We start from the raw sequence: 13,262 nt of genomic DNA on the forward strand, positions 1-13,262 counted from the left end.
CGATGGCGCGTGACTCGCCGGACTCGCCGAGCTTGGTTGTCACCCAACTGATCCGTCGTGGCGCTCGACAGAGGAATGTCGGTGACTGTAGGTTCAGGTAACCGTTAGGTTTACACGAGGTTGCCATGAACACTCCGACGCGCTCGACCCAGTCGCACTCGATCATCCCCCTGACTCTGGCCCTCGCCGTGGGTGCCCTCGGCCTCGCCGGCTGCGGCGACGACGGAGGCCGATCCGCGGACGGCTCGGGGGACGAGGCCGACGAGGGACTCGGCGACGGCATGACCGACACCGACGAGAGCGGCGAGGACTCCTCGGAGTCCAACGACACCCTCGACACCCAAGACACCTTCGACGACGAGACCACCACCGGCCCCGAGTGCTTCCAGGACCTCGACTGCGTCGACGGCCTGTGCATCGAGGGTGCGTGCTGCGACTTCGCCAACGCCTGCGGCGACAGCTGCTGCGGCGAGGGCGAGGAGTGCTTGTTCGACAGCTGCGTGATCCCGGGCGAGCCCTGCACCACGGCGGCCGACTGCGAGGACGACGAGTACTGCGAGCTCGGCCTCGGCGAGCCCAGCCCCGGGCCGGGCACGCCCCCCGCCCCCGGCCTCGAGTGCGTCGACGATCTGCCGCCCACGGGCGCGTGCATCGACCTGCCCGTGGTCTGCACCGGCGGCCCCAACGACCCCGAGGACTGCGTCCCCGCCTGCGAGGTCATGCCCGAGCCCAAGCCCCTGGCCGCGACCATCGAGTGGCAGTGGGGCCTCGAGGCGCCGATGACCGAGAAGACCGACATCTGGGCCACGCCCACCGTCGCGCGCATCTACGACGCCAACTGCGACGACAAGCTCGACGGCAACGACCCGCCCAACGTGGTGTTCGTCTCGGGCAACTCCAACCTGACCTGCTGCTCCTGCGCCGGGGCCGAGACGGCCTGCCGCACCGGCGAGCTCAACGTCCTCGACGGGCGCACCGGCCAGACCCTGTGGACCAACGTTGCCCCCGAGCCCGGCTCCCAGGGTTGGGCCGGGCTCTCGGTCTCCCTCGGCGACGTCGACGGGGACGAGCGCGTCGACATCGTGGCGATGAGCGGCGAGGGCAAGATCGCCATGGTCAACGGCCTCGGCGAGGTCGTGCGCGTCAGCGACCAGCCCGTCGCCGACATGGGCGGCAGCTTCGGCTGGGGCGGCGGCATCGCGATGAGCGACATGGACCACGACGGCCACCCGGAGATCGCCTACGGCCGCAACCTGTTCTCGACCACGAACGGGGCGATCACCCGGCTGTGGGTCGGCGCCGGCGGGACGGGGGGCGGCATCGGCCGCGAGCTCAGCCACATGGCCGACGTCGACAACGACGGCACCGGCGACCTGATCGCGGGCAACACCGTCTACAACCTCGACGGCTCGATCCTGTGGCAGGACCCGAACCTGCCCGACGGGTTCACGGCGATCGGCGACATGGACAAGGACGGCCAGCCCGAGCTCGTGCTGGTCAAGGGCGACGTGTGGATCCTGGACGCGGCGACCGGGGCCATCGAGGTCGGCCCCGTCGACATCCCCCTCGAGGACACCCGCGGCGGCCCGCCGACCATCGCCGACTTCGACGGCGACGGCAGCCCGGAGATCGGCATCGCCGGCGGCACGGTCTACGTGGTCTACGAGGCCGACCTCAGCGTGGTCTGGCAGCACGGCACCAAGGACACCTCGAGCGCGGTCACGGGCTCCTCGGTGTTCGACTTCGAGGGCGACGGCTCGGCCGAGGTCGTCTACTCCGACGAGTGCTTCCTGCGCATCCTCGACGGCAGCACCGGCGAGCTGCGCTTCGCCGCGCCGACCACCACCTTCACCGCCACCGAAGCGCTGATCGTCGCCGACGTCGACGGGGACTCCTCCGCCGAGGTCGTCCGCGTGTCCAACAGCGCCAACTGGCAGTGCAACACCGCGCCGTGGATCAACGGCGACCCCGACACCGGCCTGCCCCCGTGGGAGCCCGCGAGCGAGAGCCAGGTCTACTACCGCGGCCTGAGCGTGTTCGGCAGCGTCGACAGCTCCTGGGTCGGCACCCGGCCGATGTGGAACCAGCACGCCTACAACGTCACCAACATCTGCAACGACGAGGACGGGGCCTGCGCCAACCCGAACATCTACGGGTCCATCCCCAGCTTTGAGCAGCCCAACTGGCTGCTCCCGTGGCTCAACAACTTCCGCCAAAACGTCCAGGACAGCGGGGTCTTCGACGCCGCCAACGTCACCGTCGACCTCGACGTGCTGTGCAGCGACCCGATGCAGATCACCGTCAAGGTCCGCAACGTCGGCCTGGCCCCCCTGCCCGCCGGCGTCGAGGTCGAGGTCCGTCAGGTCACCCCCAACGTCCAGGTGATCGGCACCGTGACCACGACCCAGTCCCTGTTCCCGGGCCAGATCGAGCTCATCGAGCTCGACTCCATGCTCAGCCAAAACGAGGACCTGGAGTTCGTCGCCGAGGTCATCGTCGACCCCGAGAACCCGACCTTCGTCGAGTGCGACGACTCGGACAACGTGTCCGAGCCGGCGAACGCCTTTTGCGGGATCGGCTGACGCTCAGTCGAACACGATCGTGCGCAGCTCGAGCTCCCCGCTCTCGCGGACCACGGCGACACGCGGGACGACCTCGACCATCGCCGCGCCCGCGTAGCGCTGCGAATCGATCAACACCCAGGCTCGCGCTTGGCCCGCGTCTGGGGCTCGGCGCCCGCGTACTCGTCGAATTCGAGCACGTTGCCGTCGGGGTCGCGGACAAAGATCGCGCTCAGGCCTTCGAAGCTGAAGCTGCCGGTGATGGCGACGCCGTGCTCGTCCATGAACACCCGAACGGGCGGCGCGCTCGGTCTCGGGTGAGGTCAGCGGGCGGATCCGGATCACCGCCGCGCCCGCCTTCGGGCCCGGGACGATCATGCCGGTGGTCGCCGCGTTCATGGCCAGGCACCCGGACGTGGTCGTCGACGTGCTGCTCACCGATCGCATGGTCAACCCGATCCTCGACGACGTCGACATCGCCGTCCGCCTGGGCCAGCGCCTCGCCGACTCCGAGCTCAAGAGCCGCAAGCTCGCCGACCTCCAGGTCGTCGCCGTGGCCTCCCCCGAGCTGGCCGCGACCCTCGACGAGCTCGAGGTCGTGCCCTCCGTGGTCTTCACCCCCGAGCACGGCCACGCGTGGCGCTACCAGGACGGCCCCGCCCTGCTCCAGGCCCGGCTCGTCGTCAACGACTACCTCTCGGTCATCGCCGCCCTCGAGGCCGGCGTGGGCGTGGGCGTGGTCTCCTCCGTGCTCGCGGCCGAGCCCCTCGCCGCGGGGCGGCTGGTCCAGGTGTGGCCGGAGTGGAAGCTCCCCAAGGGCAAGGTGTGGGCGGTCTACCCGGCCCGGGGGCGCGTGCCGCTAAAGATCCGGCTGATGCTCGACGCGCTGCGCGAGGGCTTCGCGGTCGGCTAGCAAGCTGCTGAAATTCGCCGCGCGTCGTCAGGTGCGTCGCTGCGCGTCGAGGCCAAGGAGCGAAACCGACGCTGTATCGGGCATACTGCTAGGTTTCGAGACACCGGCATTGGCGTGCAGAGGCGTGCCTGACGTCGTGGGGCGATTTTCAGCAGCTTGCTAGGGCGAGGGCGGCGGGACGTAGTCCGGGTCGACGACCAGCGAGCCGTCGCCGTCGATGCCGTCGAGGGCCAGCTCGACGGCGTCGAGGCCGTCGCGGATCCCCTGGATCGCCTCAGCAAACTCCGGCTCGGCGGCGATGCCCGGCTCGAGCGCGCCGTTGAGCTCCTCCCACTCGCGCACGACGGCGCCGAGCTTGGCCTGGGTCTCCCCGCCCTCGACGCCCCTGGCCGTCAGCCGCTCGTAGTCCGCGATGAAGGCGTCGACCTTGGCGCCGTAGGCCTGCTCGAAGCGCGTCAGCTCCTGGCGCGCGCGCCAGCTGGGCGCGGCCTGCTCGACCTCCGTCACGAGCGCGCGCAGGTCCGCGAGCAGCCGGCGATACTCGGGCATGCGCGTCTTGATGTACTCCCGCGCGCCGCGCTCGAACATCCGCGCGTTCTCGGCAGCGATCTCCTCCATCGAAGCGTGGCCTGCCATTCGCCGAGCCTCGGCGAGGTCCTCGAGCGTGAGCTCGCTGCTGGAGCGTTCGGGCTTGGCTTCGGCGAGCTCGGCCGCGCTCACCTCGATGGGCGCGACCGCAGGCGGCCCGTGCTCGGCCGGCGTGGGGCTCGTGGTCGCCTCGGCTCTACAGCCGAGACACAGCGACGCGAGCGCCAGCGAGATCGAGACCTTGGTGTGCATGGGGTCGTCCTCGGATCAGCCCGCGCCGAGGGCCAGCCAGTCGGCCTCGCGCCCGCGCAGCTTGACCATCATCGCAGCAAAGAGGGCGTTGAGGGCGTTGGTGTCCAGCGGGCCCTCGACCTCGCCGCGCATGTAGCTCAAGCCCAGCTCGCCCACGCGCTTGTAGGCCCGCCCCGCGCCCTCGGGGTCGTGCTGGACCAGCATGGTCATGTCCGGCTCCCCGTGGCCCGCCCAGCGCAGCTGCAGCCCGCCAGCGCACGGCCGCGCGCTGGTCAGCTCCCAGCCCACCAGCGCCGCGCCCCCTTCGCCGGGGAGCTCGAGGAAGGCGGTCACCGGCGCGAGGAGCTCGACCACCTCCCAGTCCGGGTCGAAGGGGTCGCGCTCGCTGTCGAGGCTCGCAAGGTCCAGGGCGGTCCCGTAGGCCTCGCTGACGCTCGCCTGGAACAGGCCGCCCTGAAGGAAATCCCGCTGGATCTCCTCGGCCACGGCGTCGTCGCGGACCACCGCGCCCGCGTACCAAAACTCGAAGGCGCGCTGGGCCCGGTCGAGCATGCGGCTGGCGTGGGCGCAGTAGGCCTGGCAGCGCTCGAGCGTCCACCCGCCGGCGGCGAGCATGCGCGCGACCTCGATGGCCTGGCTGACCGCGAGCCCGGTGCCCACGGAGTAGACCGGATCGGAGAAGCCGAAGGCGTCGGCGATGAGGATGAAGTCTTTGTCCGCGGGGGTCCGGGCCCGGCGGGCGAAGCCGCTGCGCACGTGCAGGCGGTCGTAGGGCGACCCGCCATGCTCGGGGCGCCGGCGCAGCTGAAAGTGCGGCGCGGCGGTGGCCTCGACGACCTCGCGGTACTGCTCCGGCGACACCGGGCCGTGGCGCGAGACCACGCCGTAGCTCATGCGCGTGCCTCGAAACAGAGGGATCTGCCAGGTCCACAGCCCGTCGCCGACGAGGCTCAGGTAGGTGCTCCGGGCGATGCGCTCGGCGAGCTCGGCGGTGCCCTCGGTGGAGATGATCTTGCGGTGGCGGACGTCGTACTCGAGGGTGCTCCAGCCCGCCTCGCGCACGGTCCGGTCGAGGGCCGCCGGCTCCTCGGCGACGACGTCGTAGTAGCCCCAGGTCGCCCACGCAGGCAGGCGCTCGTCGACCTCGCCGCGGCTCTTGGCCACGACCATGGCCGGCCCCGAGCAGTCGAAGATCAGCCCCGAGACCTGGTAGGCGCCCGCCGTGGTCTCGACCCGCTTGGTCTGCCAGTCGATGGCCGTGACCGCGGCGCGGTCGATGTCCAGCGTCCACGCCCGCGCCATCTCGGCCTCGAGCTCGTCCCGGGCCACGTGCATGGCCTCCCCGACCTGGCGCGCGCCCACGGGGAAGTAGGCCAGCTCCGGCGCGCCGTCGCGCCCGTGCATCACGAAGGTCGTGCCCTGCTTGGCCGTGTACGAGGGCAGCGCGCGGATGCCCGGCAGCAGCGCGGCGAGCTCGGGGTGGGCGAAGAGCTCGGGGATGACCGACTCGCCGACCTTGTAGCTCCCCGGGCGCGGGTCGACGATGGCCACCGAGTCGCTGACGCCCTCGAGCTCCAGGAAGCGCCGCAAGGTCAGCCCGGCGACCCCCGCCCCGACGATCAGGTGCTCGACCGCGCGCGCCGGGGCTGCCTCGGGAGGCCTCACGGAGCCAGCTTAGCAGGCGCCCGAGGGCCGTCGAGACCCGCGACCTGGCGCAGACCATTGTTTTGAACAAATCGCGTATGAGACGCCGAAAACGCAGGTCAAACTGTAAAGTAGAACTTTACACTCCATCCCGGGGCTGGCACAGTGAACACGTGGAGTTGACTAGCGAGCGTCTGACGAACCTTCTGCCTCTCAAGATGCGCAGCCAGGTCGACAGCTACCTCGAGACGCTGTCGGTGTTCATGGAGATCCGCGACCCCAAGGTGCTGCGCTCCCTCGGCCCCTCGGGCGTGCGCGGCATGGTCCTGCGCCGCGGCAAGCAGGGCGGGCCGACCAAGGTCCCGGTCAGCTACGACGTGCACTTCGACTGGAGCTACCCCGCCGACTTCCCCGAGATGGCCGAGCTCTACACCCGCGCCAAGCAGGGCCAGTGGAACGGCGACGACCTGCCCTGGCACACCGACGTCGACCCCTTCAACCCCGAGGTCCCGCTGCTGCCCAAGAGCTTCCTCGCCGCCGGCGATCTCAGCCAGGAGCTGGGCATGCTGCTGAGCCCCAAGGAGCAGCGCGAGCTGGCCTACAGCGTGATCTGCTGGATGCTCAGCCAGTTCCTCCACGGCGAGCAGGGGGCCCTGTTCGCCGCGGCCCAGGTCACCGAGGCGGTCCAGTTCTTCGACGGCAAGCTCTACGGCGCCACCCAGGTCATGGACGAGGGCCGGCACATCGAGGTGTTCACGCGCTACCTCGACCAGAAGCTCGGCCGCCTCTACCAGATCAACGACAACCTGTTCGTGATCCTCGACTCGCTGATGACCGACTCGCGCTGGGACATGAAATTCCTCGGCACGCAGATCATGATCGAGGGCCTGGCCCTGGGCGCCTTCGGGGTGCTCTACAAGGTCACCGGCGAGCCCCTGCTCCGCGAGCTGCTGCGCATGGTCATCCAGGACGAGGCCCGCCACGTCCACTACGGCGTGCTCGCCCTGCGCGAGCACTTCACCAAGGCCCTGAGCGAGCGCGAGCGCCAGGAGCGGGAGGACTGGGCCTTCGAGGTCGCCCTGCTGATGCGCAACCGCTTCATGGCCTACGAGGTCTACGAGGAGTGGTTCGAGGGGCGCATGAGCCGGGAGCAGTGGCGGCAGTTCATCACCCGCGCCCCGGGCATGAAGATGTTCCGCCAGGTCATGTTCTCGCGCCTGGTCCCCAACCTCCGCGCCATCGGCCTGCTCAGCGAGCGCATCATGCCCTACTACGAGAAGGTCGGGCTGATGCAGTTCTTCGACGGCGAGGCCGCGGACCAGCTCAGCGCCGAGATGCTGCTCCGCGAGCTCGACCTCCAGCGCGCCGCTTGAGGGCGCAGCGCAGGCCCGGAAATCTCTGCGCCCGGGCAGGCTGGGCCGCGCCGCCGTGCTAACGCAAGGGCATGAGCCTCGACGCCGTCATGACCACGGACCTGATCACCGCGCCGCCCACGGCCACGGTCCGCGAGGCGCTCCGGCTCCTCGAAGACAGCGACATCCGCCACCTGCCCGTCGTCAACGACGGCCACCTGATCGGCATCGTCAGCGACCGAGACCTGCGCGAGTATCGGGTCCCCCTGCTCCTGGAGATCGACCACTTCGACGAGGCCGGCCGCGATCGCGCCAACGACCTCCTCGACACCCGCGTCGCCGACGTCATGGCCGCGGACGTCGTCAGCGTCGACAACACCGAGTCCATCGCCTCCGTGCTCGACGCGATGATCGAGTACAAGGTCGGGGCCGTGCCGGTCATCGACCCCGAGAGCGAGGATCTCGTCGGGATCGTCAGCTACATCGACGTGCTCCGCTACGCGCGGAGCATGCTGTAGGCGCGCGTTCAAAGCCTTGGCGGGTGGCAGACCCGCCTCGCTCCGGAGGCCGCCCGCTGCTAGCTTGGGGCCGGTGAGCGGGGTGCCCAGGTGAAGGTCGCGCGTATCCGCTGTTGCGAGGTCCGCGAGCTCAGCGACGACGAGCGCGCAGAGATCCAGCGCGGCGTCGTCGCGATCTTCCTGGGCTCCTTCGAGTTCGAGGACACGCAGATGTTCGCCCGCCGGGTCATCTTCCGCAGCCCGGACAGCAAGCTGACCTTGCTCTACGCCGAACGCGGCGAGCTGATCGCCTTCTTCGCCATGAACATCACCCGCGTCGAGCTCGACGGGCGTCGCCACGCGGTGATCCACGCCAGCGGCTACAGCCACCCCGAGCTGCGCGGCGCGGGCACCTACGCCGTGCGTCGGCTGCTCACCCACGCGCTGCGCTTCAAGCTGCGCGAGCCCTTCACCCCGCTGTGCCTGATCGGCGAGGCCTCCACGCCCGCCGGCTACGCCCGAATGGCGCGCCACTTCCCCCTGCTCCACCCTCGCCGCGGCGTCGAGCCGCCCCCCGAGCTGACCCGGCTCGTCACCGAGGTCGCCCGCGAGCGCGGCTTCTTCCCCCTCGAGGGCGACCCCTGGCGCGTCGAGCTCGGCCACCCGCTCCGCTTTCGAGATCCGGAGCGGCTGCGTCGCTACGCCGAGGGCAGCGCCGAGGACAGCGTCGCCTTCTACCTCGAGCGCAACCCGGGCTACCTCGACAACCAGTGGCTGGTGATCTACTGCGCCTTCGATCGCGCTCAGCTCGGGGCCGCGCTCCGCCGCGAGTTGTCCCGCAGGCTGTCGAGGACGCGCGGCCGCCGAGCCCCCGCTAGCTGAAGCTCCACTGGTCGGTGTCGAGGTCGTCGACCCGCGTCTTGCCCTTGTTCCAGTCGATCTTCAGCAGCAGGTAGGCAAAGCAGGTCCCAGGCGCCAGGGTCACGAGGGTCGAGCCGCGGGTGCTGCTGCTGCCGCTGAACTCGGCCTTGACCCCCTCGACCCCGCCCGAGAGCTTCACGCTCGAGTCGTTGCCGTACTTCGTGGCGATGGCGCCCTCCATCACGATGAACACCTGATGGCAGATGCGCGCGTCCTTGCCCCAGCGCGCCAGGTCGTCGCGCTTGCGCGGCGAGTCGTTGATGGCCCGCTCCATGGTGTTGTTCATGACGCTGAGCTTGAGCATGCGCAGCTCGCCGGACTGCAGCTTGGAGCGCGTGTGGCTGGCGCCCACGCGCACGGGCACGCCCTTGATGATCGCGTTGATGGCCACGGAGAAGGCCGAGCTCGTCGAGCGCCTGAAGTCGATGTCGACGAGGGTGCTCTTGGCCGTGCCGATCTTCTTGGGCGGGATGCGGTCCTTGACGTCGAGGTAGTTTTGCTTGGTCAGCGGCGTCTTCTTCTCGCCGATGCTGCCGAGCTCGATCTCCTCGGCGTGCCCGCGGAAGTACGAGACTCCGTTGTAGGTGAGGTGGTTGTCCTTGACGACTACGTTTGGCATCGCTCTATCTCCAGTCACCGCGTCAACGCGGGGACTGAAGATCTTAGTGGGGTTCGCGCGCCCAAGACACGAGATTACAGCCCATCCGACCGCACCGTTCGCGCGGCCGGTATGTCGATGGTGCCCCATTTGAAATGGGGCAGTCGTCATAGTCGGGCGACGGCTTCGGCGAACACCTCGCCGCGGTGCACGAAGCTCCGGTACATGTCCCAGCTCGCGCAGGCTGGCGAGAGCAGCACGGCGTCGCCGGGCTGGGCGCAGCTCGCCGCCACGCGGACGGCCTCGTCCATGTCGGCCACGCGCACGCAGGGGAGCGCGCCTTTTGCCATGGCCATGAACTGCTCGGCGCTCTCGCCCAGGGCGACGAGGGCCCGGCCCTGGCGCGCGAGCACGGGCCGAAGCGCGCCCAGGTCGTCCCCGTCCTTGGCCCGCCCGCCGCAGATCAGCACGAAGGTCTGCTCGAAGCCGTCGAGGCCCGCGAGCACCGAGGCCACGTTGGTCGCCTTGGAGTCGTCGAAGTAGCGCACGCCGTCGCGCTCGGCGATGGGGTTCATGCGGTGGGGCAGGGCCTGGAAGCGGCGCAGCGTCGCCTCGCAGGTGTCGAGGCTCACGCCGAGGTGGCGGGCGGCGAGGACCGCGAACAGGGCGTTGAGGGCGTTGTGGCGCCCGGCCAGGGCCAGCGCGCGGCGATCGATGGACTCGCCCGCGCCCAGCTCGAGGCTCGCGTCGCTCAGCCGCGGCCGATCGTCCTCGCCGTCGACGAGCACGCAGCGCGCCGCCTCGGGCACGAAGCGGCGCAGCCGGGGCGTGAACGCGTCGCGGGCCGAGAGCAGCGCGAGGCCGCCCGGCTCGAGGCCCCCGAACACGCGGCCCTTGGTCTCGGCGTAGTGCTCGAGGGAGTCGTAGCGATCGAGGTGGTCCGGGCTGACGTTGAGCAGCATGGCCACGGACACCGCCGGCGAGCCGTGCACGCGCAGGGTCTCGAGCTGGTAGCTCGAGCACTCGAGCACCAGGGCCTCCGGGGCCTCGCGCTCGCCCCGAGCCACGGCCAGCACCAGCTCGCTCAGGGGCACGCCCAGGTTCCCGCCCGTGAAGGTCGAGCGCCCGCCGGCCTCGAGCAGGGCGCCGGTCAGCGCCGTGACCGTGCTCTTGCCGTTGGTCCCGGTGATCAGCGCGGTCTCGAGCGACCGGGGCCAGCTCGCCGCGACGAGCAGCGCCAGGCTCAGCTCGCCGTGAATCTGCGCGTCGGGGCAGCAGCGAGCGTGGCGCTCCCGCCACGGCCCCGGGGGCACGCCGGGGCTGAGCACCATCAGGTCGAAGCCCGCGAACGCAGCATCGCTCGGCGCCTCGCCCAGGAACAGCTCGACCTCGGCCAGCCCCTCGGGCAGCTCGGGCGCAGCGGCGCGCTGGTCGTAGATCGCAACCTCGACCCCAGCGGCGACCAGCAGCAGCGCCGCCGCCTTCCCGCTGAGCCCGCAGCCAACGACGAGGGCCCGGCGAACACCCGAGAGTGCGCCGAGCCCAGGAGTCTGGACCGCTCGTGTCTCGCTCACCGGAGCTTCAAGGTTGCCAGGGCGACGAGGGCCAGGGCGAAGCTGATGATCCAAAATCGGACGATGACCTTTGGTTCCGCCCACCCCTTGAGCTCGAAGTGGTGGTGGATGGGCGCCATCTTGAACACCCGCTTGCCGGTCAGCTTGAAGCTGGCGACCTGGATGATCACCGAGACCGTCTCGAGCACGAAGATGCCGCCGACGATGAGCAGGGTGAACTCGTTCTTGGACGCGACGGCGAGAAAGCCCAGGCCCGCGCCCAGGGGCAGGGAGCCCACGTCGCCCATGAACACGCTCGCCGGGTAGGTGTTGTACCAGAGGAAGCCGATGCCGGCCCCGCACATGGCCCCGCAGTAGATCGCCAGCTCGCCCGAGCCGGGGATGTGCGGGATGTTGAGGTAGCGGGCGATGTCGAAGCCGGCGATGATCGTGCCGGCGGCGTAGGTCAGGGCCAAGAAGGTGCCCGAGGAGATGATGGTCGGGCCGATCGCCAGGCCGTCGAGGCCGTCGGTCAGGTTGACCGCGTTGGAGGCCCCGACGATGACCAGGACCGAGAAGATCCAGTAGACCGCCGGGGGCAGGCTGATCTGCGTGGCGTAAAAATCGGTCAGCGGCAGCGCCAGGCGGTAGCGGATCGCCTCGGGCATGATGTCGCCGCCGTAGAGGTAGGCGACCGCCGCCGTGGCCACGATGAACTGGCCGAGGAACTTGTAGCGCCCCGCCAGGCCCCCGGAGCTCTTGCGCCGAATCTTGAGGAAGTCGTCGAGGAAGCCGATGACGCCGAAGCCCGCCGTGACCAGGGTCGCCAGCAATACGAAGGGGTTGCCGGTGTCCGACCACAAGACGGTGGGGATGATCACCGCGAAGATGATCAGCGAGCCGCCCATGGTCGGCGTCCCCCGCTTGGACAAGTGCGACTCTGGCCCGTCGTCGCGCACGACCTGACCCAGCTGGATCTTCTGTAGCGTGCGGATGAACCACGGATACAAAAGCAGCGTGAGCAGCAGGCCCGTGAGCGTGGCGAGCAAGATGCGCGTGGACGTGTAACGCAGGACGTTCAGGCCCGAGAGCCAGTCCGCCTTGTCATGCAACCCGTATAGAAGCTGGTACAGCACGGTTCCTCGAATCGCTTGGCACACCTGGGCTCACTCACGCAAGAATCTTGCGCAGGTGTGTGTGGGTTCAGGTACGCATACCCGCAGATCGAGATTCCGACCAGCGCTCGCCAGCCAAAACGGGTGTCGCGGAATTCTCGCGCGGAGCCATCGGCGCCGGGTCGTGCCGGCGCTCGGCCCATCCTCCAAATTTTTGCGTTGCTGCCGCGTTGCGCATGGAATTGCACGCCTTGCGGGCCCCAGGGCGAACATGGAGACTCCGCGAGTGCGAATCCTGGTCACCGGCGCCGGCGGGCAAGTGGGTCTCGATCTCATCCGTGAGTTGCTCCAGCGCGGCGATGAGGTCCACGCCAGCGACGTCCAGCCGCGCCCCGCGGCGGCCTCCGATCTCCCGGCCGACCTGCCCTGGCACCACCTCGACGTCACCGACTTCAGCGCCATCGTCGAGGCCCTCGAGCAGATCAAACCCGACAAGGTCTTCCACCTCGCGGCCATCCTCTCGGCCAAGGGCGAGCACGACCCCCACCTGACCTACACGGTCAACCAGGGCGGGACCTACAACGTGCTCGAGGCCTGCCGCCGCTGCGGCGTGGGCCAGATGATGTTCACGAGCACCATCGCGGTGTTCGGCCCGGGCCTGCCCGAGACCGTGGTCGACGACGTCGCCCTCCACCCCACGACCATGTACGGGGTGACCAAGGCCGCCGGGGAGATGCTCGCCGACTACTACCGCGCGCGCTTTGGCTTCGACGTCCGCGGGGTCCGCTTCCCGGGGCTGATCTCGGCGTCCATGCCCGGCGGAGGCAGCAGCGACTACGTCGTGTTCATGTACCTCGACGGGGTCCGCCGCGGGGCCTACGACGCCTTTTGCCGCCCCGACACGCGCATCCCCCTGATGTACATGCCCGACGGCATCCGGGCCCTGCTCGAGCTCAGCGACGCCCCCCGCGAGGGCCTCAGCCGCGCCATCTACAACATCGCCGCGTTCTCACCCACGGCCCAGGAGATCGCCGACACCGTCGCCGCGGCCCTGCCCCGGGGCGCCGACTTTGGCTTCACCCCCGACCCCGCCCGCCAGGCGATCCTCGACTCGTGGCCCTCGGCCCTCGACGACAGCCTCGCCCGCGCCGACTGGGGCTGGGCCCCGCGCTACGACCTGGGCGAGATGACGGCGCACCTGCTGCCGGAGATCCGCTCCCTGCTCGAGACCCGCGCGGACGCCCTGAACTTCGAGACCCACTGACGCG

The 13,262-nt window shown here is 69.9% G+C and carries 11 protein-coding genes and 1 pseudogene; 6 read left to right on the plus strand and 6 right to left on the minus strand.

From position 1 onward, the window contains the following. Positions 1-125: 125 nt before the first annotated feature. Positions 126-2,582: an FG-GAP-like repeat-containing protein gene (locus PPSIR1_RS28535; protein ID WP_006974674.1), complete on the plus strand. Its 2,457-nt coding sequence runs from the start codon at positions 126-128 to the stop codon at positions 2,580-2,582. A gap of 110 nt (positions 2,583-2,692) precedes the next feature. On the opposite strand, the gene PPSIR1_RS48375 is transcribed toward PPSIR1_RS28535, so the two are convergent. Then, positions 2,693-2,845, minus strand: a complete 153-nt coding sequence (locus PPSIR1_RS48375) for a VOC family protein (protein ID WP_006974676.1) — start codon at positions 2,843-2,845, stop codon at positions 2,693-2,695. 44 nt (positions 2,846-2,889) lie between these two features. Here PPSIR1_RS48375 and PPSIR1_RS28540 point away from each other — a divergent pair. Then, positions 2,890-3,474, plus strand: a pseudogene (locus tag PPSIR1_RS28540) (substrate binding domain-containing protein); the annotation flags it as partial. Between the two features lie 159 nt (positions 3,475-3,633). Here PPSIR1_RS28540 and PPSIR1_RS28545 read toward each other — a convergent pair. Both PPSIR1_RS28545 and PPSIR1_RS28550 read right to left on the minus strand, forming a co-directional pair. Further along, complete coding sequence (locus PPSIR1_RS28545; RefSeq protein ID WP_006974678.1) at positions 3,634-4,314, minus strand: hypothetical protein; 681 nt, start codon at positions 4,312-4,314, stop codon at positions 3,634-3,636. A 15-nt stretch (positions 4,315-4,329) separates the two neighbouring features. Further along, a complete protein-coding gene (locus tag PPSIR1_RS28550; protein ID WP_006974679.1) occupies positions 4,330-5,979 on the minus strand; it encodes a tryptophan 7-halogenase in 1,650 nt (549 codons plus the stop codon). 197 nt (positions 5,980-6,176) lie between these two features. On the opposite strand from PPSIR1_RS28550, the gene PPSIR1_RS28555 reads away from it, so the two are divergent. From PPSIR1_RS28555 to PPSIR1_RS28565, 3 genes are all read left to right on the plus strand, one after another. Continuing rightward, the gene (locus tag PPSIR1_RS28555; RefSeq protein WP_006974680.1) at positions 6,177-7,331 is read left to right on the plus strand and encodes a ferritin-like domain-containing protein; all 1,155 of its coding nucleotides are present in this window, start codon (positions 6,177-6,179) and stop codon (positions 7,329-7,331) included. A 71-nt stretch (positions 7,332-7,402) separates the two neighbouring features. Next, positions 7,403-7,828 carry a CBS domain-containing protein gene (locus PPSIR1_RS28560; protein ID WP_006974681.1) on the plus strand — a complete coding sequence of 142 codons (426 nt, stop codon included), beginning with the start codon at positions 7,403-7,405 and terminating at the stop codon, positions 7,826-7,828. 90 nt (positions 7,829-7,918) lie between these two features. Next, positions 7,919-8,689, plus strand: a complete 771-nt coding sequence (locus PPSIR1_RS28565) for a hypothetical protein (RefSeq protein WP_006974682.1) — start codon at positions 7,919-7,921, stop codon at positions 8,687-8,689. Here the strand turns inward: PPSIR1_RS28565 and PPSIR1_RS28570 are convergent. The 3 genes from PPSIR1_RS28570 to mraY form a co-directional block, all read right to left on the minus strand. Continuing rightward, positions 8,682-9,347 carry a hypothetical protein gene (locus PPSIR1_RS28570; protein ID WP_006974683.1) on the minus strand — a complete coding sequence of 222 codons (666 nt, stop codon included), beginning with the start codon at positions 9,345-9,347 and terminating at the stop codon, positions 8,682-8,684. The genes PPSIR1_RS28565 and PPSIR1_RS28570 overlap by 8 nt on opposite strands. A gap of 146 nt (positions 9,348-9,493) precedes the next feature. Beyond that, the gene (gene murD, locus PPSIR1_RS28575) at positions 9,494-10,900 is read right to left on the minus strand and encodes a UDP-N-acetylmuramoyl-L-alanine--D-glutamate ligase (RefSeq protein ID WP_006974684.1); all 1,407 of its coding nucleotides are present in this window, start codon (positions 10,898-10,900) and stop codon (positions 9,494-9,496) included. Then, positions 10,897-12,015 carry a phospho-N-acetylmuramoyl-pentapeptide-transferase gene (gene mraY / locus PPSIR1_RS28580; protein WP_045116930.1) on the minus strand — a complete coding sequence of 373 codons (1,119 nt, stop codon included), beginning with the start codon at positions 12,013-12,015 and terminating at the stop codon, positions 10,897-10,899. Before mraY ends, murD begins: the two co-directional genes overlap by 4 nt. Before the next feature lie 265 nt (positions 12,016-12,280). On the opposite strand from mraY, the gene PPSIR1_RS28585 reads away from it, so the two are divergent. Beyond that, positions 12,281-13,258, plus strand: coding sequence for an NAD-dependent epimerase/dehydratase family protein (locus PPSIR1_RS28585; protein ID WP_053335442.1), 978 nt, complete (start codon positions 12,281-12,283; stop codon positions 13,256-13,258). Positions 13,259-13,262: the final 4 nt, after the last annotated feature.

The sequence above is a fragment of the Plesiocystis pacifica SIR-1 genome (assembly GCF_000170895.1).
In the GTDB taxonomy this organism is placed as follows: Bacteria; Myxococcota_A; Polyangia; order Nannocystales; family Nannocystaceae; genus Plesiocystis; species Plesiocystis pacifica.